The sequence below is a fragment of the Streptomyces sp. NBC_01454 genome (assembly GCF_036227565.1).
Taxonomy (GTDB): Bacteria; Actinomycetota; Actinomycetes; order Streptomycetales; family Streptomycetaceae; genus Streptomyces.
The window spans coordinates 4,208,337-4,234,025 of sequence record NZ_CP109460.1 but is presented as its reverse complement, the minus strand read 5'-3'; the positions used below and the strand labels follow the sequence as shown (position 1 = coordinate 4,234,025).

Sequence of the window (25,689 nt, the reverse complement as noted above, 5' to 3'; positions counted from 1 at the left end):
CTCCGGTGCGAAGTGCGGTGGGTGGATGGTGCGTGGCGCACGAGCTCTGCGGGGCGGGTCACGTCCGCACGGTGCGGCGGAAGGCCGTGCGGGCCCACAGGTAGCCGGCCAGGCCCAGGCCGGTGCACCAGGCGAGGGCGAGCACCCCGTTGTTGCCGATCGGGGTGCCCGTCAGCAGGCCCCGCAGCGTCTCGTTGACCGGGGTGAAGGGCTGGTACTCGGCGAACCAGCGCAGCGCGTCCGGCATGGAGGCGGGGGTGACGACGGCGCTGCCGAGGAAGGGCAGGAACGTCAGCGGCATGGGGGCGTTGCTGGCGGACTCGACGGTCTTGGCGACCAGGCCCATCGCGGCCGTGACCCAGGTCAGCGCGAGGGCGAGCAGGGCCAGCAGGCCGAGGGCGGCGAGCCATTCGACGAAGGTGGCGTCGGGCCGGAAGCCCACCGCCAGCGCCACGCCGATGACCAGGACGACACTGACCATGGTCTGGAGGACGCCGCCGGCCACATGGCCGGTCAGCACGGAGGAACGGGAGATCGCCATGGTGCGGAAGCGGTTGATGATGCCCTCGGTCATATCGGTGGACACCGACACGGCCGTCGAGAGGGCACCGGAGGTCACGGCCATCAGGATGATGCCCGGCGCGACGTAGTCGACGTAGCTGCCGCGGCCGTGCCCGCCCCCCGACAGCCCGATGCCGTTGCCGAGGGCGCCGCCGAAGACATGGACGAACAGCAGCAGCATCAGGATCGGCATGGCGACGACCGAGAGCGTCAGCGAGGGGTAGCGCAGCGCGTGCTTGAGGTTGCGCCGCAGCATGGTCGCCGAGTCGCGCGCGGCGTAGGACAGGGTGCTCATCGGGCGTACTCCTTGGGGGAGTCGGGCCCGCCGCCGGGACGGTCGTGGCCGGTGAGGGTGAGGAAGACGTCGTCGAGGTCGGGGGTGTGCACGGTGAGGTGTTCGGCGCGGACCGAGGCGTGGTCCAGGGCGTCGAGCACGGCGCGCACGGCGGGGACGCTGCCGTCGCCGGGCACGCGCAGGGTGAGTGCCTCGGGGTCGCACACCGCGGCGTCGAAGAGGGCGGCGGCCGCGGCGAGTTCGCGGGTGTCGGCGAAGCGGAGGCGGAGATGGCCGCCGGGGATGCGCCGCTTCAGCTCTTCCGCGGTGCCTTCCGCCACGAGCGTGCCGTGGTCCAGGACGCCGATGCGGTCGGCGAGTTGGTCGGCCTCCTCCAGATACTGCGTCGTCAGGAAGACCGTGACGCCGTCGTCGGCGACCAGCCCGCGGATGATCTCCCACATGGTGCGGCGGCTGCGCGGATCGAGTCCGGTGGTCGGCTCGTCGAGGAAGATCAGGCGCGGGTCGCCGATCAGGGTCATCGCGAGGTCGAGCTTGCGCCGCATGCCGCCGGAAAGGGTGGCGGCGGACGCGGCGGACGCCTCGGTGAGCTCGAAGCGGCGCAGCAGTTCGGCGGCGCGCCGCCGGCCTTCGCGGCGGCTGTGGTGGTGCAGGTCCGCCATGAGGAGGAGGTTCTCCTCGGCGGTGAGCAGATTGTCCACGGCCGAGAACTGGCCGGTGACGCCGATCGCGGCGCGTACCGCATCGGCCTCGTGGACCGGATCGTGTCCCACGACGCGCACCTGGCCGGCGTCCGCGGGAAGGAGGGTGGAGAGGATCTGCACGGTGGTGGTCTTGCCGGCGCCGTTGGGTCCGAGCAGGGCGAAGACCGTGCGTTCGGCGACGGTCAGATCGAGGCCGTCGAGCACCGTCTTGTCGCCGTAGGACTTGGTCAGCCCGGTGGCGGTGAGGGCCGGCGGGCGGGCCGTCGTGGTCGATGGGGGCATGGCAGGCATCCCTCGTGTGCGGTGTGGAGTTGTGGCGGGTTGGCGGGTTGGCGGTATGGCGGTGTGGCGGTGTGCGGTCAGGCGCGGTGGATCACGATGTCGCCGACGGCGGTGTGGGCGCGTACCTCGACGCGCTCGGCGGCGTCACCGGGGCCGTCGGACGGCCCGAGGGGCGTGCGCACGCTGCCGACGTCGGTGTGGACGTCGAGCCAGGCGGCGGTGGACTGACGGATACCGATCTCCAGGTCGCCGGCGGCGGCCTGGAGATCGACCCGGCCGCGGGCGACCTCGCCGATCCGGATGGCGCCGTTGGCGGACGTGGCGTCCACGCTGTCGTGTGCGACGCCGACGGAGAGGGCGCCGTTGGCGGATTTCGCCCGCAGCGGGCCGGTGACCTCGCCGAGGATGGTCGCGCCGTTGACGTTCTTGACCAGCGCGGCGCCGGCGATCTCACCGACGTCGATCCGGCCGGAGCCGAGGAGTTCGGCGTCCCCCGTCACCCGGTCGAGCCGGATGTCGCCGTGGTCGGTCCGCAGGTGCACCGCCGTCGCCTCGTCGACCTGGATGTCACCGAGCGAGGTCGTGAGCCGGCACTCGCCGAGCGGGCCGGTGCAGTGGAAGTCCGCCATCGGCGAGCTGCCCACGAGGTCCGAGCCGGCGGGCAGTTCGATGCGCACCGCGAGCGAGCCGCTCCGTCCGAAGGGGGAGTGCTTCCGGGGGCCCTTGATCAGCAGCTTGCCGTCGGAGCAGGTGACCTCGGTCTGCTCCGCGGCCTGGATGTCGGCCGCGGCGTCGGGGTTGCTCGGCAGCACCTCGACGACCGTGTCGGTGCGCTTGCCCGCGGTGATCCGGACCGACCCGAGGTCGAATGCGAGGGTGACGGAGAGCGGTCCGGGAGTGGCGAATTCAGGCATGACTGTGCCGTCCTCATGACAGTGGAGTGCGTTCCCGCCGGTCGGGCGGGTGCGTGAGTGGTGCGGTGGCGCCGTGCGTTGGGGTGGCGCGTGGTGGTGGTGGTGCGGTGCGGTGGTGCCGGGCTAGCGGACCCAGCCCGTGTAGCCCTGCCGGCCGCGGTGGTGGCTGCGGGCGTCGGGGCGGCCGCGCCCGCCGGGCTCCAGGGCCGCGGCGACGGCCCGTACCAGCCAGGCGTTGGCCGAGAGGCCCTCCTGGCCGGCGGCGTCCTCGACCCGGGTCTTGAGGTGGGCGGGAAGCCGGAAGTTGATCCGCGCGGTGCCGCCCTCTTCGCCGTCGGAAGCAGCCGGTGGGGCGGGGGCTGGTGGCGCGGGGGCCCGTGACACCGGGGCCGGTCCGCCGCCCGGTGCCTCCTCCCCGGGCGCCCCGGCTCGGTCGGCGTACGGCTCCGGGACCGTCCGGGGCGGTATCACCACGAACTCGGGGTCGATTCCGCGCAGCCGTACGTCGACCGAGCCGGGCGCCAGATCGCGGGTGATCTCGGCCATGGCGCTGGACAGCGCGCTCAGCAGGGTGAGCCGGGCGGCCGCCTCCAGGGGGGTGGTGAGCCGCTCGGCGAGGGCGCGGGAGTCGTCACCGCCCGCGTCCGCGGCGACCGCGAGCTCGTGCCGGAGATTTTCGACGTACGGCGTGAGGTCCATAACGCCATAGTGACACCATCATGGCGTCACTTCAAGTGCCAGTGGCGCATGAATGGCGTCACGAGGCCGAAGCGGCGACGCACACCATGGGCAGTCATCGCGACCCACACCACCGTCGCCGCAGGTGAGGGAGGGTGCGGGCGGCCGCCGACCGGGCCGGAACGACGGCACCACATCGGGCGCGGACCGGCCGCCACGGTGGCACCACATCAGGCGCCAGCCGCCCTCGACAGTGGCACCACCCGCAGTCGTCCACCGCCCGGCGGCTCGTTCAGGCGTACGGGCTAGGGTGTCCGGCAACTGTTCCGGTGCGGTGAAGGAGACCCGAGGTGTCCGATCTGGGGCGACTCGTGGCCGACCGGTACCGGCTGGTGCAGCGCGTGGGCCGCGGCGGCATGGGCACCGTGTGGCGGGCCGAGGACGAGGTGCTCGGCCGGGCCGTCGCCGTGAAGAAGCTGCATGTGCCGCCCCACCTGGACGACGACGAGGTACGCACGCTCCACGAGCGCACCCGCCGCGAGGCCCGCAGCGCCGCCCGGATCACCCACCCCAATGTGATCGTGGTGCACGACGTCGTCGACGACGAGGGCCTGCCGTGCATCGTCATGGAGTACCTCCCCTCCGTCACGCTGGGGGATCTGCTCAAGCGCGAGGGTGCGCTGCCGCCCGGCGAAGCGGCCCGGATCGGCTGCGGGATGGCCGCCGCACTGCGCGCCGCGCACGACGCCGGGGTGCTGCACCGGGACGTCAAACCCGCCAATGTGCTGCTCGGGGACGCGGGCCGGATCGTCCTCACCGACTTCGGGATCGCCGTGCAGTCCGGCACACCCTCCCTGACCAGGACCGGTGAGCTGGTGGGGTCGATCCCCTACCTCGCGCCGGAGCGCCTGCGCGGCCAGAACACCGGACCCGGCCCGGCCTGTGACCTGTGGTCTCTCGGCGCCACGCTGTACGAAGCCGTCGAGGGCCGCCCCCCGTTCCAGCGGGACACCGCGATCGAGATGGCCTACGCCACGGTCGTCGACGCCCACGACCCACCGCGCAACGCCGGCGCCCTGGCCCCGGTGATCGAGGGCCTGCTGGTGAAGGACCCCGGGCAGCGCATGGCCGCCCAGGAGGCCGAGCACCTCCTCGGCCGCGCGGCCGGCACCCCGCCGGGCACCGGCGCCCCGCCCGCCCCGGCCGACCACACCCAGCCGTCCTCCCCCTCCGGCCTACCCGCCGTGTCCGCCGCGTCCGCCGCGTCCGCCCCGGCCCCCCGGACCTCCCCCGAACCCGAACCCGAACCCGAACCCGAACCCGAACCGTCCACCCGGCCCTACCGCGCCCAGGACCCCGCCCCGGCCCGGAAGCGCAACCGCGGCCGGCGCACGGTGCTGTGGTGCCTCGCCGCGGTGGCGGCCGCCGCCTGTGCGGCGGGCGGGGCGCTGCTGTGGCCCCGGGGCGGTTCCGGCGCCACGGCCGACCGGCCGTCCGGGACCACCACCGGCCCGGCGAGCCCCAGCCCCTCCCCGCCGCCGTTGCCCGCGGGATACCACCTCGCCAAGGAGGGCGCGGGCTTCTCCCTCCCCGTACGGGACGGCTGGACCCGCAAGGACATGCCCGGCGGTGAGGCCGCCTACGTGGACCCCTCCAAGCTGGTGGGCCTGCGGGTCAACATCGCGCCGTTCGCCGGGTCCGATCCGCTCCGGCACTGGCGGGAGACCGAGGAGGCCCAGACCCGCCGGGACAACCCGGGCTATGAGCGGGTACGGATGGATCTCACGACCTTCCGCGGACGGCCCGCCGGGTACTGGGAGTTCACCTTCCGGGGCCGGACCCGCGCCTACCGGGCGGCGGAGCTGGCCTTCAGCGGCGCCGACCACACCCGGTACGTCATCTACCTCTCCGCGCCGGACGCCCAGTGGAACCGGTACCGGCCGGTCCTCGACCACGCCGTCAACGGCATCCGCCTGCCCTCATAGCCGCCGGTCCGCGCGCACAGCGCGACGAGGGTGAGCACCGCGCAGACGGGATAGCACCAGCCGAGCGCCGCGAGGTACCAGGGCCGGCCGAACTGCGCGATGTCCGGCTGGGCCAGCTCCAGCCAGTGGATGGGATACCCGGCGAGGGCGGTGCACCAGGCGAGCAGCGCCGCGGTCTGCGGAGGTGTCCGGCGCGGGGTGTGCACCAGCCACAGCACGGCCGCGACGGCCCAGACCCAGTGATGGCACCAGGAGACGGGGCACAGCAGCAGGCCGGCGAACTGGACGGCGAGCAGCGCGCCGAGCCGGTCGTCGCGGCGGACCGTGCGCACCACCGCCGCCAGCGCCGCCAGCGCCGCCGGGACGGCCACCGCCCACCAGGCCGCGGACCAGCCCACGTCATGGCCGAGGGTGCGTGACAGGGCCCCGCGCAGCGACTGGTTCAGCACCGAGCCGACCGGCCCGACGCGTGCGGCCTCGCCGACCGCGTGGAGCCAGAACTCGGCGGCCGGCCGCGGGGCCACCCACCAGCCGGCCGCGACCGTGGCGAGGAACACCGCGGCCGCCCAGCCCGCCGCCGACCAGCGCCGGTACGCCAGGAAATAGAGGCCGGTGACCGCGGGGACCAGCTTGACGCCCGCGGCGAGGCCGACGCCGAGCCCCGCCGTCGCCGCGGCCCGCCGCCGGACCGCGTAGCCGACCAGCGCCGCCAGCAGCAGGTTGACCTGCCCGAACGCGCAGGTGACGGCCACCGGTTCGGTCCACAGCAGGGCGGCGCTCCACAGCAGCACCCGGCGCCGGTGCCGGACGGCCGGCGCGGCCGGGTCGGCCAGCCGCAGACAGCAGTGGACCAGCGCGCACAGCGCACCCACCGAGGCCGCGGTCCACACGCCGCTCACCACCGGCCAGGCGACCCGGCCGAGCGGGAGGAAGAGCAGGGCGGCGAAGGGCGGATAGGTGAACGGCAGCGGGAACATGTGGGGGCCGGGCAGCCGCAGACGGAAGGCGTAGAGATCGCCGGTGGCCAGATGCGGGGCCGCGGCCCGGTAGACCCGCAGATCCACCATGCCCGTCCGCAGGCACGCCGGGAGCCACACCAGCAACAGCAGCGCCGTGGCGGACAGCACCAGCACCAGACCGGGACGGCGGGCGAACAGCCCCCGCAGCGCCTCGGTGCGGCGCCGGCCCGGTGTCGTGCGCCACCCGCCCGCCCCGCCCGGAGGGAGGCGGACCGCGCGGCTCACGCTCCGCGGCCCGTCCGCCGGCCCGTCCGCCGGCCGGGATCCGCGGGACGGCACGGGACGCCGTGGTCCGCCGCCGCGGCCGCCTCGTAGACGCTGACGGCGAAGGGCCGGCAGGTGCCCCGTTCCACGTGCTCGGCGACGCGGCGCAAGCCCGTGTCGGCCTCGATGTACGCACGGAATCTGCGGGCCTCCGGCCAGGGGTGCACCAGGACCAGCAGCCCGCCGGGCGCCACGGCCGCGGTCAGATGGGCGCAGGCCCGCCGTAGTTGCCGGGCCCGCCCGAGGTAATACAGCAGCTCGGCGCAGAAGACGAGGTCGAAGCGGCCGTCCGGCGGGGTGGTGACGATGTTCAGCCGCACGAACCGGGGAGCGGGGCCGGCGACGCGGGCCCGGGCGAGGGCCCGCTCCGAGATGTCCGCGCCGGTGATGTCGGCGTGCGGGTAGGCCGTCGCGAGGCGATGGGTGAAGGTGCCCTCGCTGCACCCCACGTCCAGGATCCGCCGGTAGCGGCGCGCCGGCAGCTGGCGCAGGGTCGTCGCGTACTTGAACTGCTCGTAGTCGTCCACGGCCAGCCCCCACGGGTCCGGCCGCCGGTGCCACCAGTCGAAGTACCGGTGCAGCAGCCGCTCCTGGCCGCGGACGCCGAGGAGGGACAGCACGGCGAAGAGCGTGCGGTGACCGCGGTCGAGGACCGTGTGCATGAATACCTTCCGGCGGTTGCGGTGGCCGCTGTCCCCGGCTGCCGCCGTGCGGAGGGGGCGGCGCGGTGCGTCAGCGGGTGACGTCGTCGTAGGCGTGCGCGAAAGCGTCGGTGACCACCGGCCAGGTGCAGTGCACCGGCTCGGTCTCCCAGTTGTGTGCCGCCAGGCTGCGCCGTGCCCCCGGGGTACGGGCCAGCCACAGCACCTCATCGGCGAGGGCGAAGGCCGAGTGACCGCACAGGGCGCCCTCCCGGTTGTGCCGGACGAAGTCGGCGACACCGGTGTGCACCCGGGCCAGCACCGGGAGCCCGCTGGTGCGCGCCTCCAGGGCCGCGATCCCGAAGGACTCCCGGCAGGACGCGTTGACGAACAGGTCCGCCTCGGACAGCAGCTCCCGCACCTCCCGGGGCTGCAGACGGCCCACCAGGCGGATCCAGCTGTCCATCCCGTTGCGGCGCAGATAGCGCTGTATCGGCCGGAGGCTCGGGCCGGCGCCGGCGAAGGTGGCGCGCAGCGCCGTGCCCTGACGGGACATCCGGGTGTGTGCGGAGTGCAGCGCCGCCAGCAGTTCCATGGGCTCCTTGCGCGGGACGAGCCGGCCGACGGCGACCACGTGCACCCGGCCGTCCTGCCGCTCCACCTCGGCGCGGGTGCGCCACCACGCGGCGTCGATCCCGTTGGGGATGACCCGCGGGGCCAGGTCCGGAAGCGCCTGCCGGACCAGGCGGGCGGCCGATCTGCTCACCGTCGTCACCGCCACCGGAGCGGCCGGTCCGTGCCCGGTGCGGCTCAGCAGGCGGTACATGACCCGCACCACCGGATCCCACATGCTGTGGATGGTGGCCACGGCCGGGATGCCCCGCCGCCGCGCGCAGGCCAGCGCCGCCCAGGCGAACGGGGAGGCCGCGCCCAGGTGCACATGCACCACCCGTGGGTGACGCGTCGTCAACAGCCGGTCGATCGCCTGTCCCGCTCTGGGGTGAACGGGCAGCTGCCCGGGCAGCCGCGCGGTGACCCGGTGCACGGGAAACGGCCAGGGCGTCTCCGGTGCCCCCGGAGCGGCGGGCGTGGCGGTGGCGACCTCGGTGGCCTGACCCGCCCGGTGCTGCGCGGCGGCCAGGGCGGCGACCTGGATTTCGATACCTCCTGTCCGCGGCGCAAAGCAGTCTGAAATGTGAAGGATCATGGCTGCACTTCCGAAATCTGGCGTGAAGTCCATCAGTATGGGGTGGTACATCATGCTTCGTGCGACATACGTGTTTGTTCTTCCACGCCCACCCGGACGACGAGGCGCTGCTGACCGCCGGCACGATGGCGGGCCTGGCCCACCGGGGACACCGCGTGGTGCTGGTCCTGGCCACGGCGGGCGAACGCGGGCTGACCTCCGACGCCCTGCGCGGCGGCGGCCTCGGCGGGGTGCGCCGCGAGGAGGCCCATGCCTCCGCCCGGATCCTGGGGTGCGCGCGGGTCGCCTTCCTCGGCTACGCCGATTCCGGGCACTCGGGCACCCCGGCCGCCCCCGCCCCCGGCGGCGCGCAGCCGTTCGCCTCGGCGGACGTCGCGGAAGCGGCCGGCCGGCTGGCCGCCCTCCTGGACGAGGAGCGCGCCGACCTGCTGACCGTCTACGACCCGGCCGGCGGCTACGGCCATCCCGACCACGTCCAGGTGCACCGCGTCGGCTACCGCGCCGCACAACTGGCGGGCACCCCGGTGGTGCTGGAGGCCACCGTCGACCGGACGCTGCTGCTGCGCGGGCTGCGGGCGGCCTCCTGGGTGCACCGCTTCCCGCCGCAGTTCGACCGGGACTCCTTCCGCGAGGCCTACGGCGCCCGCTCCGAGATCACCCACCGGGTGCCGGTCAAACGGCACTGGCGGGCCAAGCGCGCCAGCCTCGCCGCGCACCTCAGCCAGGCGCAGGGCGGTGACTCCGAACGCACCCTGGCCGCCCTGGGCCGGCTGCCCGGACCGGCCTTCCGCCAGGTGCTGGGGACCGAGTGGTACATCCAGCGCGGGCTGCCCACCGGGCCCGTCCTGCGCGATCCGCTGGCCACCCTGGCGGGCACCGTGGCGACGGCAGCGCGCCGATGACGCACCGCACCCGGCGGCTGCCGGCGTGCGCCGTGCGGCTGCTGGGCTTGCTCTCCTCCGTCACCGGCCTGGTACTGCTGGCGCTGGCCGTGCCGAAAGCGGCGGGCACCGACTGGGCCGCCGTCCGGGCCCAGCTCGCCCACCTCGGCGGCGCGCAGCTGGCGCTGATGTGCGCCTCGGCGGCGGCCGCGCTGTGGGCCTACACCTACGTCCTGACCGCCGCCCTGCCGGGACTGACGCAGCGTCAGGCGCTGCTGGTGCACTGCACCGGCAGCGCCGTGAGCAATCTGCTGCCGCTCGGCGGCGGTGCGGGGGTCGCGGTCACCTACGCCATGACGCGCCGCTGGGGGCACCCGCCGCGCGCGGTGGCGGTGTGCGTGGCGCTCACCGGGGTGTGCAACGTGACCGCCCGGCTGTTCCTGTCGGCGGTGGGCGCCCTGCTGCTGGCCCGGACCGCGGTGCCCGGCATCGGCTGGGCGGCGGCCGCCGGCGCGGTGGTCCTGGTCCTGCCCGCGGCGTGCGCCGCCGTCCGGCCGGCCGTCCGCGCACACCGCGCGCCCCGGGCCCGCCGGCCGGGCGTGCCCACCGGAGCGCTGCGGCGCCGGATCACCGCGGGCGCCCGGCGGCTGGCGGCGGGGGTGCGGGCCGGCCGGGACGTGCTGCGCCGCTCCTGGCCGCAGCTGGTGTGTGCGATGGCCGCCACGCTGGTGGCCCAGGGCGCGCTGTTCGTGGTCTGTCTGCAGGCGGCGGGGGCCCGTACGGGCACAGGGGACGCGCTCGCGGTGTTCGCCGCCAGCCGGCTGCTCACCCAGATCGCGGTGACCCCCGGCGGGATCGGCGTCACCGAGAGCGCCGCCGCCGTCGCCCTCGTCGCCCTCGGCGGGACCCCCGCCGCCGTGGCCGCGGCGATGCTGCTCTTCGCCGCGTTCACGCATCTGCTGGAGATCCCCCTGGGCGCGCTCACCGGCGCGCTCTGGCTGCTGCGCCCGGGAGGACGGCGCCCGGCACCCGCACCGGCCGCGCCCTAGGCTCGCCGGCCCCGCCGGGCCTTCGGGAGCGACCGGGCCTTCGGGAGCGACCGGGGCGCGTCAGCCCGGGCCGGGCCGCGGCTCCGTCGTCCCGTACGGCGGCGACCCGTGAGGCGGCTCCTCGCCCGTGGGCGGGACGGGCCCGGAGGAGGCGGCGACGCGGCCGGGCGCCGGGCCCGTCGCCGCGGGTCCGGGGCGGTCCGCCACACCCGCCCTGCGCCGCCACGGCGCCACCGCGGCCAGCGCCGCTGCCGCCCCGGCCGCCGCCGCGCAGCCGCTCGCCCAGGTCGGCCCCTGCCCCGAGGGCATCACCACCAGCGTCAGCGCCACCACCGCCGCCTTCGCGCCGGGCCGCGCCAGCGGCCGCCAGTCGGCCGCCGCCAGCGGCACCACCGCCCACAGCGCGTACCAGGGCTGCGCCACCGGTGCGGCGGCCACCAGCGCCAGCAGCCCCGTCCCCGTGGCCCGTTCGGCACCGGTCCGCGGGGCGCGCCACACGCAGTGGCCCACCGCGGCCAGGCCCGCCGCGAGCCCGGCCAGCCGCGCGGCCGTCATCGCCCCGTCCGCCGTGCCCCACCCCAGCCCCTCGGCGAGCCACCCCAGCAGATGGCCGGCGTCGGTGCTCAGGGACAGCAGCGTGTGCACCTCGGCGGGCGTCCGCAGGGTCCACAGCCAGCCCCACCCCTGGCCGCACGCCGCCACCCCCGCCACCAGCGCGGCGGCGGCCACCCCGGCGAGCCGCGCCGCCTGCCGCCGGCGCTGCCGCCGGCCCTGCCGCCCGGCCACGCTCACCGCGGCCGCACACAGCAGCGCCACCACGGCGGGGGCCTTCACGAGCACCGCCGCGGTCAGCACGACGGTCCCCAGACACCAGCGCCCGCGGCGGAACGCCACCAGCCCGGCCGGCACCAGCCCGAGCAGCAGCGCGTCGTTGTGCGCCCCGCCCACCAGGTGCAGCAGCACCAGCGGGCTGAGCGCCCCGGCCCACAGCGCGCCGGCCGCCCCCGGGCCCGAGGTGCCCGCCAGCCGCCCCAGCGACCACACCAGCAGGCCCACCCCGGCCAGCGCCACCAGCCGCAGCCCCAGCGCCGCGGCCACCACGTGCTGTTCGCCGGTGACCGTCACCACGGCGCGGGCCACGGCGACGGACAGCGGTCCGTACGGGGCCGGCGCGTCGTGCCACATCCCCGGGACGTTGGCCGCGAGCGGGCCGCCCAGCGCCGCCGGCCCCAGCGCGTACACATCCAGGCCCCGGCCCGCCAACGCCCCCTGGGCGAGATAGCTGTAGGCGTCGCTGCTGCCCAGCAGCGGACCCGGCACCAGCGGCAGCGCCCAGCACCACAGCGCCGTCCGCACCTGCCGCCGCCCGACGGCCGCCCCGGACGCGAGGTGGCTGCCCAGCCGCCACCAGGCGGTGAGCAGCAGCACCAGCCCGGCGTAGGAGACGGCCACACACAGCGAGGTGAGCGGTTCCCCGCGCCGGCCCCACACCCCGTCCGGAACTCCCGGCGGCAGCGCCCCGGATGCCCAGGCGCCGGCCCCCAGCAGCACGGATCCCAGCGTGCCCAGGAGCACAGCTCCCCGGACGGTGCTCCCTGCCGCGCTCATCCGGCCAACCTAGACGCGGAGCGGGCCGCCGCGGCGCACACGGCCGGGCAAGTCGCCCGTCCGTGCGAGGCCGTCCACCCGGCGGCCGCGTGCGCGGCTGCCCCTCCGGCAACCCTCCGCTCCCGCGGTGGGGTTGCCCCGGGGGTGCGGGCCGGACGGTGGCCGCCCCGTGCTAGTCGCCGATGCCGATCAGTGCCAGCGTGATGTTGTCGGGTCCGCCCGCCTCGATGGCGGACTTCCACAGTTCGAAGGCGGCCCGGCCGCCGTTGTGGTGCCGCAGCAGCTCCTCGACGTCGTCCTGGGGGACATGGTCGGTCAGGCCGTCGGTGCACACCAGATAGCGGGCGCCCGCGGCGAGCGGCGCGGTCGTGAGGTGCGCGACGACGGGCGTGAACTCCCGTGCCCCGCCGAGCGCCTGGGTCACGAGCGAGGTGGTCGTCCGGCCCGGCGCGGGCGCCGGGCTGTCGTCCACGCTCACCTGCCGCAGAGCGTCCGCGCTCGCGTCCAGCACCCGGCTGTCGCCGACGTTGAACACCAGCACCGACCCGTCCCGGACGACGGCGCCGGCGACCGTGGTGCCCATGGTGCACAGCTCCGGGTCCCGCTCGGCGGCCGCGTACACCGCGTGGTTGCAGAGGTTCAGGGCGTCACGGACGGCCTCCTCGCCGTCCAGTGACGGGCCGAACGCCGCCAGTTGCCGCACGGTCAGGGCGCTGGCCACCTCGCCGGCCGGCTGCCCGCCGATGCCGTCGGCGACCGCGACGACCAGCGGGCCGCCGAGCGGGAACACCAGGGTCTGCGGGTTCTCGGTCACCGTGCCGCAGAGCGTCCAGGGGCCGGCCACCAGGCTGTCCTCGTTGTGCTCGCGGACCAGTCCGGTGTGGCTCAGTGCGGTCACGGTGACGTATTGCATGGACGCGTCCCCACTCCGGTGCTCCGCCACGGCGGGCCCGCGGCGTGCCCACCCCCCATTGTCGCGCCGGGGCCCCGCCCCGCGCGCCCGCTGCGCCGTCACCGGCCGGTCAGCGGGACTCCTTGCCGCTCAGGGAGCTGCGCTGCATCAGCCGGGAGATGTCCTTGCCGGTGGCGATCCCCACCAGCCGCCCGCCGTCCACGACGAGGATGCGTGCCCCGCTGCGCAGGCTGATCCGGTCGAGCGCCGTGCTCAGCGACTCGTCCGGAGCGGCGACCGCGCACTGGGACAACGGGATCGCCAGCTCGCGCACCCGCACGCTCTCCCGGCTCGCCACCGGCAGGGACGCCAGCCGGCGCAGCTGCACGACGCCGCTGGGGCGGCCGTCGAAGTCGACCAGCGGCAGCGTGGAATGGCGGGAGTGCACGGCGACCTCGTCGATGAAGCGCTGGACGGTCAGCCAGTCGGCGCCGGTCGTCACCGGGCTGGACATCGCCTCGGCCACGCGGACCCCGCGCAGCGCGGTGTGCAGCACGGCACGGCGTCGTTCCGCCCCGGCGACGACCATGATGAACAGGCCGACGAAGACGATCCACAGCCCGCCCGGCGCTCCCCGCAGCACGGCGATCCAGCCGGCGGCCACCAGCAGCAGCCCCATGATCTGGCCGCCCCGGGAGGCCACCACATCCGCGCGGTCCCGGTCCCCGGTGCGCCACCACAGCACGGCCTGCACCACCCGGCCACCGTCCAGCGGCACGGCCGGCAGCAGATTGAAGACGCCCAGGAACAGATTCGCCCAGCCCAGCCACGCCAGGACGACGGCGGGCACCGCCCAGCCGGACAGCCGGTCCAGCCCGAACCCGGCGCCGAGCGCGACGCCGCCGATGACCAGGCTGGTGAGCGGCCCGCTGACCGCCACCGCGAAGGCCGCCGCCGCGGTCTTGGGCCGCCCCATCCGGGTGGTGCCGCCCAGCGCCCACAGCGTGACGTCCTCGACGGAGATCTTCTTGCGCAGGGCGATCGCGGCATGCGCCGTCTCGTGCAGCAGCAGGCTGCCCATGAGCAGCGCGGCCCCGACGACCCCGGCCAGGGCGTAGACGGCGCCCGGGCGCCCCGGCGTCCAGACGGGCAGGCCCTGCCGGCCGAGTGCGTACGCGAACAGGCCCACCAGCAGCGGCACGCTCCAGTGCATGCGCAGCGGCACCCCGACCACATGTCCCACACGGACCGAGCCGTTCATAGTCGTCTCCTGCCCGCCCGGCGCCCGGCCGCCCCTTGGGGCAGGCCTCGTCGGCCTGCGCTCCGGGAAGCGACCGCCCGGTCCTCACGTCACCATTGTCGCGCGCGGACCCTACGCTGGAGAGACGGAAGCATGGCCGGCCGTGCGGACGGCGGCCCCGTCCGCCGGTACATCACGCGGGAGGTGCGACATGGGTCAGAGCCACCACTTCCACCTGGACCAGGGTGACCACTCGATCACCGTGAACGTCGGGCCCGGCCGGGCCGGGGAGGTCGAGCTCCTGGTGGACGGCAAGGTGGTCGCCTACCAGAAGGAGCACAGCGCCGGGATGAACGTGCTGACCGGCGAACTCCCCGAGGAGCCCGTCCACCCCTTCCGGGTCCTGCTGCGCCAGCCGCATCTCGTGCCCTCCATGCCCCGGTGCACGCTGGAGCTGGACGGTGTCGAGCAGCCCATGCCGGAGCGGCTCGTCCTCTGAGCCCGCCGCCGGGCCGGCCGCCGGGTGACCGGCCCGGGGCGCGACCGCCGTGGCACGCCCGCCGTGGCACGCCCGTCCCCGCTGACACGGCGTGGCCGCCGAAGGCCGTCGCCTGCCTCCCTCCGCGCGCCGCCCTGCCCGCACCCGCTCCGCGCGCAAAAGGGTGCATGACGTGTTGGGCCACCCGGCTGATTGTGGCCGCCGAGCGTTTCGCTCCTGGCGGGTTGAACGACGGTGCGGGAGCGCAACGGCAGGACGATACGTCTGGCATCGGACGGACGCGGAGGCGAGGAGCGACGTGAGAAGAATTGCGCAGGCAGGGAGCATCGTCGGGGCATGCGGACTGGTGATGCTCGGTGGCGGGGTCGCCCAGGCCGTGACCGTTCCGGGTGAGTCGCTGCTGTCGGCGGTGGCGGGTGCCGACGTCGGCACCGTGGCCGGCATGGTCTCCGGAGTGATCTGCAACAACCGCCTCGCCGACTTCAACTACAAGTCCCCGGTGTTCAGATCGCCGCACCCCTGCATCAACGGGCCGGTACACAGCGGCAACAGCTTGAACAGCGGCAACTTCATCAACCACGGGAACCCCAACAACAGCGGCAATCTCCACAACACCAACGGCTCCACCAACAGCGGCGACAGCGTCACCGGCGCGTCGAAGGGCAGCGGCAACAACCTGCAGCGCATCCTCCGACTCCACTGACCCGGACCGGGCCCCGGCCCGGCCAGGGCCCGTTCTCTCCGCGAGCCCTTCCCCGATCGCCCGGCGGCCTCCGCCGGGCGATCGCCCTTTGCGGCCCCGCCTCCCGCGAGGCGCCCCGGCCCCGGGAACGACTCCGGCCCCGGAGCGATCCGGGGCCGGAGGGTGTGGCGGGTCAGCGTCGGATCACAGGTGCTGCCTGCCGCCGTGGCCGATGTGCTGCTGATTGTTGCTGGTCTTGTTCTCGGCTCCGGTCGTGCCGCCCGCGTCATCGTTGGTGTTGCCGTTGACGTTGGTCGGGCTACCGCTGTTGCTGTTGTTGCCCGACAGATGGACGTTCTGCGAGTTCTGGACGTTTCCGCTGTTCAGCGGCCCGTTGATGCAGATCCGGGCGCGGTGGGAGCAGTTGAATCCGGCGTGGAAGCTGGCCACGGTGTCGCTGTTCCACACGCCGCCCCCGTCGTCGAACGGCCCGTCCCAGGCCTGGGCGGGTGAGGCCCCGCCGACGGCCAGAAGCAGACCGCACGCTCCCGCAATCACCACATTGACCCGTGCCATGTTCTTCACTGTGTGCTCCTGCACCTCGCGGTTGGTACCCCGCGGTCTTGCTACCGGCCATGCCCCCATCCACCAAGCCTGAGCAACGGCCCGTCCCGCGCATTCACCCTGACCGATCACCGGATTCACCGTGACGGCCCTCTGCGACGGCACACCAACGGACGCCGGGATACGCCGTCCGGGGCGTGCCGGGCGCCGCGAGCCGGGCGCGACCTCGCGGACCCGCCCTAGGGTCGCAGCAGCAGCCGCTGGCCCGGATGAATGTGGTCCGGGCCCTGCTCCAGGGTGTCCTTGTTCAGGTCGTACAGCGCCTTGGTGCCGCCCGGGACATGGGCGCGCGCGGCGACGACGGAAAGGCAGTCACCGGGGCGCACCACATAGGTGCGGGCGGCGGGTCCGGCGACGGACCGGAGGCTGCGGGTGGTGGGCCCCTGGTGCGGGGCCGGGGTGGCCTGCCGGCGATCCGGGGCGGCCGCGGGGGCCTCCTGGTCGGCGGGGGCGGTACGGTCGCTCGCCGAGGTCACCCGGGCGCAGTTCGGCCAGGCCGACAGGCCGCGGTCGCGGACGATGCGCTCACCGACGGCGATCTGCTGGGCGCGGCTGGCGAGGTCGGCACGCGGGGCGAAGCGGTCGCCTCCGTACGCGCGCCAGGTGGCGAGGTCGATCTGCAGACCGCCGTGGTAGCCGTTTCCGGTGTTGATGTGCCAGCGGCCGCTGCTCTCGCAGGCGGCGATGCGCTCCCAGTCGGGGTCCGGTGGACCGGCGGGCGCGCCGGACACGGCGGCGCCCCGGCCGGCGAGGCCGAGGACGCCCAGCATGACCAGCAGCACGGACAGCAGCGTTTCGACGGACCGTTTGGCTAGGTGCGACGGCATGACGGTTTCCTCCGCTGTGCTCCGGCAACGCCGTGACGGAGTGACTCGCCACGACCGGTGGGCACGCACCAACTAACCCGGCAATATGGTTTTTGGCATGCTTGAGGAGCGCGACATGCGGGTGTTTCACCCGGGTGGGCGCGCGGCAGCCACGGGCGGACCGGAACGGCGGACGGCGGCCGCCGCGGGGGCAGCCAGGCTGGGGCAGGTGGCGTCCCGCGGGTGCGGGCAGCGCCTCGTACGGGGTGTGCGGCGGCGCAGCATGCGGCGGGGAGCTGAGTGCCGCGACGGCGTCGTCGGGGCCCTCGGACGGGATCGCGGCGGGGTACGCCGAGCTCCTCGGAGTCCGGCGCGTGTGCCGACAGCCGCGCACCGACCCTGGTGTCCCGCACCGCACGTCGCGGTCGCGTCGGGAGCGCGCGCCGTCTCTGACGGCTGCGGCGCACCGCGCGCCTGGCGGGAGTCCGCACAGCCCTGCGCGGTCATGCCGTCGACCACTTCCCGCTCGTCACCCACGGAAATCCCGCTACGCAAGCGCTGCGTGCGGTTCTCGGGCTGGAGCTGGGGAGGGTCCGGGACCGGCGCCCCGTGGGGGCTGGGCCGTCGAACTCCGGGCGTGATACGGGTCGTTCAGGTCTGTCCGTGGACCGGCTGTTCCGGGTGGTTCAGCGTCTGCGGATGTTTCACGTGGAACACGTCTGCGTCGGTTCCTGCGTCAGTTCCTGCGTCGGTTCCTGCGTCGGTGTCAGGTCTGCCTCTACGTCAGTTCCGCCTCTGTGTCTGCGTCTGCGTCTGCGTCAGTTTCTACGTCTGCTTTTGCGTTGCTTGGGCTGCTGGTCCGTCGTCCGGCTCCGCTACGGGAGCCCGCCTCGGGATCCGCTGCCGGACCGGCCGGTGGATCTCCCCTCCGGAGCTGCTCCAGAGGTCCACGCCGGTGTGCTTCCGGTGGATCGTGCCGGTGACCGGTAACCACTCTCCTCGGCGCGGAGCTGTCACACGCCTTGTGCGTCCCTTGACCGTCCTTGTCAGAACCGTCAGAGCCATCAGAGCCGTCAGAGCCATCGAGCCATCGAGCCATCGAGCCATCGAAAAATCTGAGGTCAGATGACGCCAGCGGTGTGCGCACGATTGCGGGCCGCCGGGATGACCGCACCGCGTGCGTGGGCGTCGGCGGAGGCGTGGGCCTCGGCGTGGGCGTCGGCAGGCGTGGCGGTGGCCGGCGCGGTCGCGTCCTGGTCGGCGCAGTCGTCGGTCGTCAGCGGATCGGCCGTGTAGGTGCGACGGCTGCGCATGCCGGGTGAGGTGCCGTGCGCCTCGGCGAGGATGCGCTGCTTGATCGTCGGCGGCAGCTCGGGCCGCGGGAACCTGCGCCGCCCTGATGAGCCGGCCTGGCCGTACAGCGGTACGCCGCGCGGAGCGGGCACGGACGGGGACCCTGCTCCCGGCCGGTCCGATGCGCCGCAGCCCACCGCCTCGGGGACTCCGGCGCCCGGGGCCTCGCTGCCCGCGCTCTCCTTGCCCGGTGTCCGCTCGTACAGTGCGGCGTCCCGGCGCGCCGCCGAGGCGGTCGCGGAGACACCCAGTGATGCCAGCAGCCTGCCGAGCACGGCAAGGCACACCGCCCAGAACTTCATGACCTTGGTCGCAGCCATGGCCCCTCACTTTCGGTGAGGACCTCTCCCCGAGAGATCCGTTGCGTCTACTTCGTTCGTGCCGGTGATGCATCGCTCCAGTGGCGCCGCTTCCGGGTGCACCGCTCAGATGGCGTCGCTTCTGTTGCGTTTTCTTATGATGAGTACGCAATGGGAGGATTCACGGACCGACGCCCCCGGATCGGCGTTCTTCTGATGAACACCACCCGTACGCAGTAGCCGCGGCCGTCGAGGGGCGAGGGATTGCAGGTCGCGCGCCCGGCCGGCCGGGGTTATCCACCGCGCCGCGGCGCCGGTCAGGGGGCCGGCGGGTGCGCCGGACGGAATCCTGGGATATGGCCGGGCCCGGGAAGGAGCCGGGCTCAGGGCGGGGCCGGGCTCAGGCCGGTGTCAGCTCGCCCGTGCGCGCCATCTGCGCCATCATGCGCACGCCCGTCGGCTCGGGGATGCCGGGCGGAATGATCAGCAGGTCCCAGCGGCCCTGGCCCATCGAGACCAGGCAGACGGTGTCCGGCCCGGGACGGCCGGCGGTTCTGCGCAGGCGCACCACATGGCCCTCGACGAGGATGTGGGCCGGGAGCGCGGGCCAGGCCTTGCCGTTCACCGTGGCGTGGGTGATCCGCGGCCAGTCGAAGGGCAACGCGGTCAGCAACTCGGGGAGTTCGGCCAGCAGGTCGGCCGAGTGGGGCCACCAGACACCGTCGATGCGCCGCGCCGTATCGGTGTGCGGGGCGAAGGTCAGGCGGGCGACGGGCGGTGCCGCGTGGTGCCGGTGCGGGGCCGCTTGGGGGTGGTCTCTGGCGACGGCGGTCATACGGTGCTCCCGATACGGCGGGCCGCCACCCGCGCGGGGTCGGGCCAGTGCACGTCCCGCACCCAGCCGAGGCGTTCGAAGAGCCGGATGACGGCGGCGGACACATCGAGCTGCCCGCGGTCGACGCCGTGCCGGGCGCAGGTCGGATCGGCGTGGTGCAGGTTGTGCCAGCTCTCGCCGAACGACAGCAGGGCCAGCGGCCACAGATTGGTCGCCCGGTCGTGGCGGCGGGTGCGGAACGGCCGCTCACCGATGACATGGCAGAGCGAATTGACGCTCCAGGTCACATGGTGCAGCAGCGCGATCCGGATGAACCCCGCCCACAGCAGGGCGGTCAGCGCGGTGACCCAGGAGCCGCCGAGCGCCCAGCCGAGCGCGAAGGGCAGGCCGAGGGTGAGCAGGCACAGCACGGGGAACGCCCGGTCCACCGCCCGGATACCGGGGTCGGCCAGCAGATCGGGCGCGTAGCGGCGGTGCGAGGTGGGGTCGTCGCCGAACAGCCAGCCGATGTGCGAGTGCACCAGTCCGCGCAGCTGACCGCGCAGGCTGGTGCCGTAGCGGTAGGGGGAGTGCGGATCGCCGGGACGGTCGGTGAAGGCGTGATGGCGGCGGTGGGTGGCGACCCAGTCGATGACGTCACCCTGGAAGCTGAGCGAGCCGGCCACGGCCAGGGCGACCCGCAGCACGGGGGTCGCGGTGTAGCTGCCGTGGGTGAGGCCGCGGTGGAAGCCGATGGTGACGCCCAGACCGCTGATGACGTAGAAGACCACCAGCAGCACGAGGTCGGTGAGGTGCACGACGCTGCCCCACAGCAGGGGGATCGCGACGGCCAGCCCGACGAAGGGGGCGACGACGATGATGCCGGTCACCGTGACGTACATCCTGCGGCCACTGGTCGGCGGGGACGGGGCGCCGCTGTCGGGGAACGGCGAGATCCCGTCGTAGTCCCGAGCCGGCGGGACACCGCGGGCCGCGGACGTCACAGGTCGCTTCCCGCCTTTCCGGAAGGTGGCGGTGGGCCGGCCATGCGCGGTCCGCCCCGGGCGGCCTCGGCCTGCTGCTGTCTGCGCAGCCGCCTCGACGCTTTCCAGTCCGCGTACCGGTGGTGGGGCATCCGCCCGGTGTTCTGTGCGTTGAGCCGGGCCAGGAACAGTACGCCCAGTCCGACCAGCGCCAGCAGCACGACCACGGTCCACAGCGTCTGCATGTGCTCACCTCACCGCATACCTCGGTCACCCTCGGCATTCCTCGGTGTTCCGGTGCTTTCACGGTACCCCGAGTGGGCCCGGTGAATCCCTGTACGGGGGCCTATAGGATGCTCTGGGCAGTTATCGCAAGATATGGCCCGCCTTCCCATCGGTCCGGAAGATCCCGCCGGAGGGGAGGCGGGAGGGGAGAAGTGCGCCGGCGGGGAGCGGCCGCGGCGGGCTCCGGGGCGGCCGAGCGCCCCCGGCCGGAGGCGCTCGCTCAGTAGGATGCTGCGGCGTCCCGGCCCGCGGGACGCCCGGCGTGACGGGAGGCGACGGCATGGGCGGGAAGTCCTTCGGAAGGCCGCCGGGCGGTGCGGGGAAGCCCGGCCGGGCCGCGCCGGGACCGCAGGAGTGCGGCGGTGGCGGACCGGAGCGCGCCCGCCGTCGCGGGCAGGGCCAGCTGGAGGCCCAGGTGCTGGCCGCGCTGCACCGCGCGCCGGGCCCGGCCGGCGCCGCCTGGGTCCAGGAACGGCTCGGCGGCGACCTCGCGTACACGACCGTGATGACGATCCTGTCCCGGCTGCACGCCAAGCAGGCCGTCACCCGCGAGCGGTCCGGCCGCGCCTACCTCTGGAGTCCGGCCGCCGACGAGGCCGGGCTCGCCGCCCTGCGGATGCGCCGCGTCCTGGACGGCGAACCAGACCGGGACGCCGTCCTGACCAGCTTCGTCTCCACCCTCTCCGCACAGGACGAGCAGCTGCTGCGCGCCCTCCTGGACCGCGCCGCGGACGAGGCCCCCGGCACGGACGAAGCACGCGGAGGCTGACCGGTGGGCGTCTTCGTGTTCCTGCCGCTCGTCCTGCCGCTCACCGCCCTGCCGATCGCCCGGCTCGCGGAGCAGCACCTCCATCCGCGGGCCACCACCCGGCTGCTGACCCTGCTCGCCGCGGTCCTCGGGCTGTGCAGCACGCTCTGCCTGGGACTGCTGGTGGTGGTCGGCACCGCCCAGCTGCCCGGCAACCCGCTGCCCGACCGCTGGTCGGACCCGGAAGTGCGGGCCGCGGTCCCGTTCGCCGAGGTCGCCGGCGCCGCCGCGATCCCGCTGCTGGCCGCGGCGCTCACCGTGTGCGGCGCCACGCTGCGCCGGCACCACCGCGTCCGGGCCCGCACCCACCGCGCACTGGACGTGCTGCCGGCCGGCGCCGACCCCACGGTGCTGCCGGACGACGCTCCGTACGCCTACGCCGTGCCCGGCATCGGCGCCCGGCCCGGGCGCCCCGCCCGGCCCGGCCGGATCGCGGTCTCCCGCGGGATGCTGCACAGCCTGGACGAGGACGAGGTCCGCGCGCTGTTCGCCCATGAGCGCGCCCACCTTTCCTGCCGTCACCACCGGGCACTGCTCGCCGTACGCCTGGCCGGCTGCGTCAACCCGCTGCTGCTGCCGCTGCGTTCGGCCGTCGCCTTCGCCACCGAGCGCTGGGCGGACGAGGAGGCGGCGCGGGTGGTGGGCGACCGGCGGCTGACCGCCCGTGCGGTGGGCCGGGCGGCGCTGATCGCGCGGTCCGCGGCGCCGGTGGAGCTGGCGCACTTCGCCGGGCCCGAACCGGGGCCGGTGCCACGGCGGGTGGCGGCGCTGCTCGGGCCCGTGCCGCCGGCCCGCCACTGGCCGCCGGCGCTGACCCCGGCGGGCCTGGCGGCCCTGGTAGCCGCGGCGGGCACCGCCGCCTCCGCGCTCTGCGCGCTCAACGCAGCGGTCGCGCTGTTCGTCGTTCTGAAGGCGGCCACGCCGCTCTGAGTGCACACTGACCCATGACCCGTACCGGGCGGCTACCACGCAGTGCGCCGTGCGCCACCCCATGACCGGCACCTTCTACACGACTGTAGAACTTCCCGGTACAGTTGCGCGCACTGCGCAACAGGCGCGTCCGGAGGGGGAGATGGCGACGAGGTGCGGACTCCTGACCTGGGACTGCCCGCCTCCAGAGGCGGAGGTGCGATGGGTCTATCAGCCGGTGGAGGTCCAATACCCGGACGGCGGATGGACGTTGGGCCGGATCAATGCCTGGTGGACGGACGGGGCGGGCGAGTTGTGGTGCCGGCTGCGGACGCTGCCCGGCGGTGCGTGCCCGCAGTGGCTGCGTTACGACCCCGAGTCGATCCTGCTCCTGCCCAGCACCGGCCTCTGACCCGCTCCCCCTCGCCGGCCCGGCCGGCCGCCGCGAGCGTCTCCTCCCCCGTACGGCATCACCCGCATCAGCAGCATCAGAAGGACCAGAAGGGCCACCGGCGTGCATGACAGGCAGAGGCACCAGCAGACGGCCCGGCGGGGCACCGGTGGCGCCACCGGCTCGCCCCCGGCCGCCGGTGACGGCTCCCGCGGCCCCGGCGGCTCCCGCGCGTCCGGCGCCTCCTCGCGCCGCAGGCCCGCCGACCCGGCCGGCAGGTCCGGCGGCCGGTCCGCCGGCGGCTCCCGGAAGGCGGGCCGGCCGGAGAAGGTGCGGATGACCCGCCGCGGCCGCATCGTCGCCTGGACCGCCGGCACGCTCGGCGTGCTGCTGCTCTGCACGGCCGGCGTCGGGGCGTGGGTCTACCAGCACCTGGACGGCAACATCCACGGCGCGGACATCGGCGTCGACGGTGCCCGGCCGGTCAACCTCAGCCCCGGCTCCAAGAACATCCTGGTCGTCGGCTCCGACAGCCGGGCCGGCGCCAATGCCAAATACGGCAAGGGCCTGACCACCATGCAGTCGGACACGCTGATGGTGGTGCACATCGCCGCCAACCGGAAATGGGCCACCGCGGTGTCCTTCCCGCGGGACTCGTGGGTGCAGATCCCCGCCTGCACCCGCGGCAACGGCTCACAGTCCGCCCCGCACCACTTCAAGATCAACGAAGCGTTCTCGATCGGCGGGGACTCCGGCAACATCGGCAAGGCCGCGGCCTGCACCATCAAGACCGTCGAGAAGAACACCGGGCTGCGCATCGACCACTTCACCTCGGTCGACTTCCAGGGCTTCAAGGGCATGGTCAACGCCCTGGGCGGCATAGAGGTCTGCCCCAAGCACGCCATCCACGACAAGAAGGCCCATGTGGACCTGGACGCGGGCTGCCAGACCGTCCGGGACGAGAAGGCCCTCGGCTACGTCCGCACCCGCTACAGCGTCGGCGACGGCTCCGACCTCGGCCGGATCGGCCGCCAGCAGGAGTTCATGAAGGCCCTGGGCGCCAAGGCACAGGCCAAGCTCACCAGCCCCGGCGAGCTCTACGACTTCCTGGACTCGGCCACCAAGTCCCTCACCACCGACAAGGAACTGGCCGGTCTCAAGCCGCTCTACGACCTGGCCTCGACCGTCAAGGACATCCCCTCCGACCGGCTCACCTTCGTGACCGTCCCCAACTACTACCGCGAGGCCGACGTCCCCACCGACAAGGCCAATGTGGTCTGGCAATACCCGCAGGCCGCCCAGCTGTTCAGCGACATCGCCCACGACCGGGAGCTCGGCGCCGCCGGGAAGAAGAAGCTCGCCGAGGCCGCCAAGAACCCGGTGACCGCGCACGCCGTGCAGGTCCGCGTGCTCAACGGCACGGGCACCCCCGGCCGGGCCGCCTCCGCCGCCGAGCAGCTGCGCAAGCTGGGCTTCACCGTCGTCGGCACCGGCAACGGCCCGGCGACGGACAAGACCACCGTCAGCTACCCCGCCGCGCTCAAGACCCAGAGCGAGGTGCTCGCCGCGCGCCTCCCGGGGACCAGGGCCACGGAGTCGGCCAGTGCGGCGGCGGGCGCGGTGACGCTGACGATCGGACCGGATTTCCGGGCACAGGAATAGCGGGCATCCGGCGGACCCCGGCCGCGGGCACGGTCAGGGTCCGGCGGGCACCGCGCCGGATGCGTCGCCGTCCGTCAGACGCGCAGCCGCTCCACCGGCCGGGCCGTGCGCATCTCGATGTCGTGGGCGGCCCGTTGGATCAGTTGATGGCTGAGATCGGACATCGCCCGTGCCACGGCCAGCTCGTCCCCGATGTCCGGGACGTTCTCGTCGGCGGGATTGCAGCGGGCCGTTCCCTGGCCGACCAGCTGTCCGCCGTCCTTGCCCCGCAGTCTGGCCTCGGCCCTGACCTCGCTGTCGATCTCGGTGATGCTGATCTCGGCGTTCCATGTCTTCGTGCCGGTCACCGGAAGCCTCCTCGTACGCCCCCCAAGCAGCACATCTACCGCCCCCACACAAATCCTCGCACCGGCCCGGACCGGCCGCACCTGGGGCGATCCGCACCACGATCAGGGGGTTTTCCCCATGGTGCGGCCGTGCCCCGCCGCCCTAGCCTCACGTCGGCGGGCGCTCGGCGAGCACACCGGCCCGCCGGACCGCCTATCGATCATTTCCGGGGGAATTCATGCGCAAGCGGGCTCGCTTCATCGCCGTCGTCGCGACGGCCGGCATCGGGATGTGCGGCGTCAGCGCCTGCGGCCTGGTGTCCGGCAAGACCTTCCGGGACGACGCCGAGGTCTCGAAGAAGATCACGGCCGTCCGGCTGGACAACACCTCGGGGGGCCTCACGGTCCACGGCGGCAAGAGCGGCGGCACGGTGTCGGTCCACCGCTCGGTGACGTACCGCGGCGACCGGCCCGGCCACGCCACCCACCGGGTCGAGGACGGGGTGCTGGTGCTCGGCGGCTGCGGCGAGCAGTGCACGGTGGACTACACCGTCGAGGTACCGGCGGGCCTCCCGGTGAGCGGCGAGACCTCGGACGGGTCACTGGAGCTGTCCAGGGTGGGCGCGGTGCGGGTGACCACCAGCTCCGGGAGCATCGACCTGGACGGCGTCACCGGCCCCGTCGACGCCATGACGATCGACGGCGCGATCACCGGACGCGGGCTGTCGGGCCGGCAGATCGCGGCCGAGACCTCCAACGGGGAGATCGAGCTCACCCCGGCCACCGCCCAGAGCATCCGGGCGAAGACGTCCAACGGCAGCATCACGGTGACGGTGCCCAAGGCCCGCTACCGCGTGTCCGCGGAGACCAGCAACGGCGACAAGCACCTGGGCGTCCTCCAGGACCCGGCGGGGCGCTACCGCCTGGACCTGTCCACCAGCAACGGGGACGTCACCGCGAAGTCCGCCTGAGACCACGGAGGGTGGGGCAGGGCTGCCCCGGGCAGGGAGTCGCCCCGGCCCCCCGAC

General features: G+C 74.4%; 27 protein-coding genes. 10 read left to right on the top strand and 17 right to left on the bottom strand.

Going from position 1 to position 25,689, the window contains the following annotated elements:
* Positions 1 to 58: 58 nt before the first annotated feature.
* From OIU81_RS18725 to OIU81_RS18710, 4 genes are all read right to left on the bottom strand, one after another.
* Positions 59 to 856, bottom strand: a complete 798-nt coding sequence (locus tag OIU81_RS18725; RefSeq protein WP_329149360.1) for an ABC transporter permease — start codon at positions 854 to 856, stop codon at positions 59 to 61.
* Positions 853 to 1,842 (bottom strand): ATP-binding cassette domain-containing protein, encoded by a 990-nt coding sequence (locus tag OIU81_RS18720; protein ID WP_329149358.1) that lies wholly within the window; start codon positions 1,840 to 1,842, stop codon positions 853 to 855. The genes OIU81_RS18725 and OIU81_RS18720 overlap by 4 nt, the downstream gene beginning before the upstream one ends.
* Positions 1,843 to 1,919: 77 nt before the next feature.
* Positions 1,920 to 2,756 (bottom strand): DUF4097 family beta strand repeat-containing protein, encoded by an 837-nt coding sequence (locus OIU81_RS18715; protein ID WP_329149357.1) that lies wholly within the window; start codon positions 2,754 to 2,756, stop codon positions 1,920 to 1,922.
* Between the two features lie 123 nt (positions 2,757 to 2,879).
* Entirely contained in the window at positions 2,880 to 3,455 is a 576-nt protein-coding gene (locus OIU81_RS18710; protein WP_329149355.1) for a hypothetical protein, read from the bottom strand.
* Between the two features lie 329 nt (positions 3,456 to 3,784).
* Here OIU81_RS18710 and OIU81_RS18705 point away from each other — a divergent pair, with 329 nt between their 5' ends.
* Positions 3,785 to 5,419 carry a serine/threonine-protein kinase gene (locus OIU81_RS18705; RefSeq protein ID WP_329149353.1) on the top strand — a complete coding sequence of 545 codons (1,635 nt, stop codon included), beginning with the start codon at positions 3,785 to 3,787 and terminating at the stop codon, positions 5,417 to 5,419.
* Here OIU81_RS18705 and OIU81_RS18700 read toward each other — a convergent pair.
* The 3 genes from OIU81_RS18700 to OIU81_RS18690 all read right to left on the bottom strand — a co-directional run bounded on the left by OIU81_RS18700 (position 5,335) and on the right by OIU81_RS18690 (position 8,550).
* Positions 5,335 to 6,663 carry a glycosyltransferase 87 family protein gene (locus OIU81_RS18700; RefSeq protein ID WP_329149351.1) on the bottom strand — a complete coding sequence of 443 codons (1,329 nt, stop codon included), beginning with the start codon at positions 6,661 to 6,663 and terminating at the stop codon, positions 5,335 to 5,337. The two genes, OIU81_RS18705 and OIU81_RS18700, sit on opposite strands and share 85 nt — an antisense overlap.
* Positions 6,660 to 7,364 (bottom strand): class I SAM-dependent methyltransferase, encoded by a 705-nt coding sequence (locus OIU81_RS18695; protein WP_329149349.1) that lies wholly within the window; start codon positions 7,362 to 7,364, stop codon positions 6,660 to 6,662. The genes OIU81_RS18700 and OIU81_RS18695 overlap by 4 nt, the downstream gene beginning before the upstream one ends.
* Before the next feature lie 70 nt (positions 7,365 to 7,434).
* Positions 7,435 to 8,550 carry a glycosyltransferase family 4 protein gene (locus OIU81_RS18690; RefSeq protein WP_329149347.1) on the bottom strand — a complete coding sequence of 372 codons (1,116 nt, stop codon included), beginning with the start codon at positions 8,548 to 8,550 and terminating at the stop codon, positions 7,435 to 7,437.
* A gap of 59 nt (positions 8,551 to 8,609) precedes the next feature.
* On the opposite strand from OIU81_RS18690, the gene OIU81_RS18685 reads away from it, so the two are divergent.
* Positions 8,610 to 9,452: a PIG-L deacetylase family protein gene (locus tag OIU81_RS18685; RefSeq protein ID WP_329149345.1), complete on the top strand. Its 843-nt coding sequence runs from the start codon at positions 8,610 to 8,612 to the stop codon at positions 9,450 to 9,452.
* Entirely contained in the window at positions 9,449 to 10,480 is a 1,032-nt protein-coding gene (locus OIU81_RS18680; RefSeq protein WP_329149343.1) for a lysylphosphatidylglycerol synthase domain-containing protein, read from the top strand. The genes OIU81_RS18685 and OIU81_RS18680 overlap by 4 nt, the downstream gene beginning before the upstream one ends.
* Positions 10,481 to 10,540: 60 nt before the next feature.
* Here OIU81_RS18680 and mptB read toward each other — a convergent pair whose 3' ends face one another.
* From mptB to OIU81_RS18665, 3 genes are all read right to left on the bottom strand, one after another.
* Positions 10,541 to 12,088: a polyprenol phosphomannose-dependent alpha 1,6 mannosyltransferase MptB gene (mptB, locus tag OIU81_RS18675; protein WP_329149341.1), complete on the bottom strand. Its 1,548-nt coding sequence runs from the start codon at positions 12,086 to 12,088 to the stop codon at positions 10,541 to 10,543.
* 172 nt (positions 12,089 to 12,260) lie between these two features.
* On the bottom strand, positions 12,261 to 13,001 hold the full coding sequence (locus tag OIU81_RS18670) for a PP2C family protein-serine/threonine phosphatase (protein ID WP_329149339.1): 741 nt from the start codon (positions 12,999 to 13,001) through the stop codon (positions 12,261 to 12,263).
* Positions 13,002 to 13,110: 109 nt separating this feature from the next.
* Positions 13,111 to 14,241 (bottom strand): site-2 protease family protein, encoded by a 1,131-nt coding sequence (locus tag OIU81_RS18665; RefSeq protein ID WP_329149337.1) that lies wholly within the window; start codon positions 14,239 to 14,241, stop codon positions 13,111 to 13,113.
* A gap of 190 nt (positions 14,242 to 14,431) precedes the next feature.
* On the opposite strand from OIU81_RS18665, the gene OIU81_RS18660 reads away from it, so the two are divergent.
* Both OIU81_RS18660 and OIU81_RS18655 read left to right on the top strand, forming a co-directional pair.
* Positions 14,432 to 14,719 carry a hypothetical protein gene (locus OIU81_RS18660; RefSeq protein WP_329149335.1) on the top strand — a complete coding sequence of 96 codons (288 nt, stop codon included), beginning with the start codon at positions 14,432 to 14,434 and terminating at the stop codon, positions 14,717 to 14,719.
* A 349-nt stretch (positions 14,720 to 15,068) separates the two neighbouring features.
* Complete coding sequence (locus OIU81_RS18655) at positions 15,069 to 15,422, top strand: hypothetical protein (protein WP_329155218.1); 354 nt, start codon at positions 15,069 to 15,071, stop codon at positions 15,420 to 15,422.
* Between the two features lie 183 nt (positions 15,423 to 15,605).
* Here OIU81_RS18655 and OIU81_RS18650 read toward each other — a convergent pair whose 3' ends face one another.
* From OIU81_RS18650 to OIU81_RS18625, 6 genes are all read right to left on the bottom strand, one after another.
* Entirely contained in the window at positions 15,606 to 15,986 is a 381-nt protein-coding gene (locus OIU81_RS18650) for a hypothetical protein (RefSeq protein ID WP_329155216.1), read from the bottom strand.
* Positions 15,987 to 16,204: 218 nt separating this feature from the next.
* The gene (locus OIU81_RS18645) at positions 16,205 to 16,852 is read right to left on the bottom strand and encodes a LysM peptidoglycan-binding domain-containing protein (protein ID WP_329149333.1); all 648 of its coding nucleotides are present in this window, start codon (positions 16,850 to 16,852) and stop codon (positions 16,205 to 16,207) included.
* A gap of 1,100 nt (positions 16,853 to 17,952) precedes the next feature.
* Positions 17,953 to 18,504, bottom strand: a complete 552-nt coding sequence (locus tag OIU81_RS18640) for a DUF6344 domain-containing protein (RefSeq protein ID WP_329149331.1) — start codon at positions 18,502 to 18,504, stop codon at positions 17,953 to 17,955.
* A 379-nt stretch (positions 18,505 to 18,883) separates the two neighbouring features.
* On the bottom strand, positions 18,884 to 19,318 hold the full coding sequence (locus tag OIU81_RS18635; protein WP_329149329.1) for a DUF5994 family protein: 435 nt from the start codon (positions 19,316 to 19,318) through the stop codon (positions 18,884 to 18,886).
* Positions 19,315 to 20,301, bottom strand: coding sequence for an acyl-CoA desaturase (locus tag OIU81_RS18630; protein WP_329149328.1), 987 nt, complete (start codon positions 20,299 to 20,301; stop codon positions 19,315 to 19,317). The genes OIU81_RS18635 and OIU81_RS18630 overlap by 4 nt, the downstream gene beginning before the upstream one ends.
* Positions 20,298 to 20,525, bottom strand: coding sequence for a hypothetical protein (locus tag OIU81_RS18625; RefSeq protein WP_329149326.1), 228 nt, complete (start codon positions 20,523 to 20,525; stop codon positions 20,298 to 20,300). Before OIU81_RS18625 ends, OIU81_RS18630 begins: the two co-directional genes overlap by 4 nt.
* Positions 20,526 to 20,845: 320 nt before the next feature.
* Between OIU81_RS18625 and OIU81_RS18620 the strand changes: the two genes are divergently transcribed.
* The 4 genes from OIU81_RS18620 (at position 20,846) to OIU81_RS18605 (ending at position 24,335) form a co-directional block, all read left to right on the top strand.
* Entirely contained in the window at positions 20,846 to 21,334 is a 489-nt protein-coding gene (locus OIU81_RS18620; protein ID WP_329331146.1) for a BlaI/MecI/CopY family transcriptional regulator, read from the top strand.
* Between the two features lie 3 nt (positions 21,335 to 21,337).
* On the top strand, positions 21,338 to 22,303 hold the full coding sequence (locus tag OIU81_RS18615) for a M56 family metallopeptidase (RefSeq protein ID WP_329149322.1): 966 nt from the start codon (positions 21,338 to 21,340) through the stop codon (positions 22,301 to 22,303).
* Positions 22,304 to 22,445: 142 nt separating this feature from the next.
* The gene (locus tag OIU81_RS18610; RefSeq protein ID WP_229699745.1) at positions 22,446 to 22,694 is read left to right on the top strand and encodes a hypothetical protein; all 249 of its coding nucleotides are present in this window, start codon (positions 22,446 to 22,448) and stop codon (positions 22,692 to 22,694) included.
* Between the two features lie 315 nt (positions 22,695 to 23,009).
* Entirely contained in the window at positions 23,010 to 24,335 is a 1,326-nt protein-coding gene (locus OIU81_RS18605) for an LCP family protein (RefSeq protein WP_329155214.1), read from the top strand.
* A gap of 74 nt (positions 24,336 to 24,409) precedes the next feature.
* Here the strand turns inward: OIU81_RS18605 and OIU81_RS18600 are convergent, their stop codons facing one another.
* Complete coding sequence (locus tag OIU81_RS18600; protein WP_329149316.1) at positions 24,410 to 24,682, bottom strand: DUF1876 domain-containing protein; 273 nt, start codon at positions 24,680 to 24,682, stop codon at positions 24,410 to 24,412.
* Between the two features lie 218 nt (positions 24,683 to 24,900).
* Between OIU81_RS18600 and OIU81_RS18595 the strand changes: the two genes are divergently transcribed.
* Positions 24,901 to 25,632, top strand: coding sequence for a DUF4097 family beta strand repeat-containing protein (locus OIU81_RS18595; RefSeq protein ID WP_329149315.1), 732 nt, complete (start codon positions 24,901 to 24,903; stop codon positions 25,630 to 25,632).
* Positions 25,633 to 25,689 lie beyond the last annotated feature (57 nt).

Coding starts and splice junctions, on each gene's coding strand:
- OIU81_RS18670 (WP_329149339.1), bottom strand. CDS start 13,001: ATGCAATACGTCACCGTGACCGCACTGAGCCACACCGGACTGGTCCGC.
- OIU81_RS18635 (WP_329149329.1), bottom strand. CDS start 19,318: ATGACCGCCGTCGCCAGAGACCACCCCCAAGCGGCCCCGCACCGGCAC.
- OIU81_RS18715 (WP_329149357.1), bottom strand. CDS start 2,756: ATGCCTGAATTCGCCACTCCCGGACCGCTCTCCGTCACCCTCGCATTC.
- OIU81_RS18640 (WP_329149331.1), bottom strand. CDS start 18,504: ATGGCTGCGACCAAGGTCATGAAGTTCTGGGCGGTGTGCCTTGCCGTG.
- OIU81_RS18665 (WP_329149337.1), bottom strand. CDS start 14,241: ATGAACGGCTCGGTCCGTGTGGGACATGTGGTCGGGGTGCCGCTGCGC.
- OIU81_RS18625 (WP_329149326.1), bottom strand. CDS start 20,525: ATGCAGACGCTGTGGACCGTGGTCGTGCTGCTGGCGCTGGTCGGACTG.
- OIU81_RS18655 (WP_329155218.1), top strand. CDS start 15,069: ATGCTCGGTGGCGGGGTCGCCCAGGCCGTGACCGTTCCGGGTGAGTCG.
- OIU81_RS18660 (WP_329149335.1), top strand. CDS start 14,432: ATGGGTCAGAGCCACCACTTCCACCTGGACCAGGGTGACCACTCGATC.
- OIU81_RS18710 (WP_329149355.1), bottom strand. CDS start 3,455: ATGGACCTCACGCCGTACGTCGAAAATCTCCGGCACGAGCTCGCGGTC.
- OIU81_RS18690 (WP_329149347.1), bottom strand. CDS start 8,550: ATGATCCTTCACATTTCAGACTGCTTTGCGCCGCGGACAGGAGGTATC.
- OIU81_RS18725 (WP_329149360.1), bottom strand. CDS start 856: ATGAGCACCCTGTCCTACGCCGCGCGCGACTCGGCGACCATGCTGCGG.
- OIU81_RS18720 (WP_329149358.1), bottom strand. CDS start 1,842: ATGCCCCCATCGACCACGACGGCCCGCCCGCCGGCCCTCACCGCCACC.
- mptB (WP_329149341.1), bottom strand. CDS start 12,088: ATGAGCGCGGCAGGGAGCACCGTCCGGGGAGCTGTGCTCCTGGGCACG.
- OIU81_RS18605 (WP_329155214.1), top strand. CDS start 23,010: ATGACCCGCCGCGGCCGCATCGTCGCCTGGACCGCCGGCACGCTCGGC.
- OIU81_RS18595 (WP_329149315.1), top strand. CDS start 24,901: ATGCGCAAGCGGGCTCGCTTCATCGCCGTCGTCGCGACGGCCGGCATC.
- OIU81_RS18645 (WP_329149333.1), bottom strand. CDS start 16,852: ATGCCGTCGCACCTAGCCAAACGGTCCGTCGAAACGCTGCTGTCCGTG.
- OIU81_RS18620 (WP_329331146.1), top strand. CDS start 20,846: ATGGGCGGGAAGTCCTTCGGAAGGCCGCCGGGCGGTGCGGGGAAGCCC.
- OIU81_RS18695 (WP_329149349.1), bottom strand. CDS start 7,364: ATGCACACGGTCCTCGACCGCGGTCACCGCACGCTCTTCGCCGTGCTG.
- OIU81_RS18610 (WP_229699745.1), top strand. CDS start 22,446: ATGGCGACGAGGTGCGGACTCCTGACCTGGGACTGCCCGCCTCCAGAG.
- OIU81_RS18680 (WP_329149343.1), top strand. CDS start 9,449: ATGACGCACCGCACCCGGCGGCTGCCGGCGTGCGCCGTGCGGCTGCTG.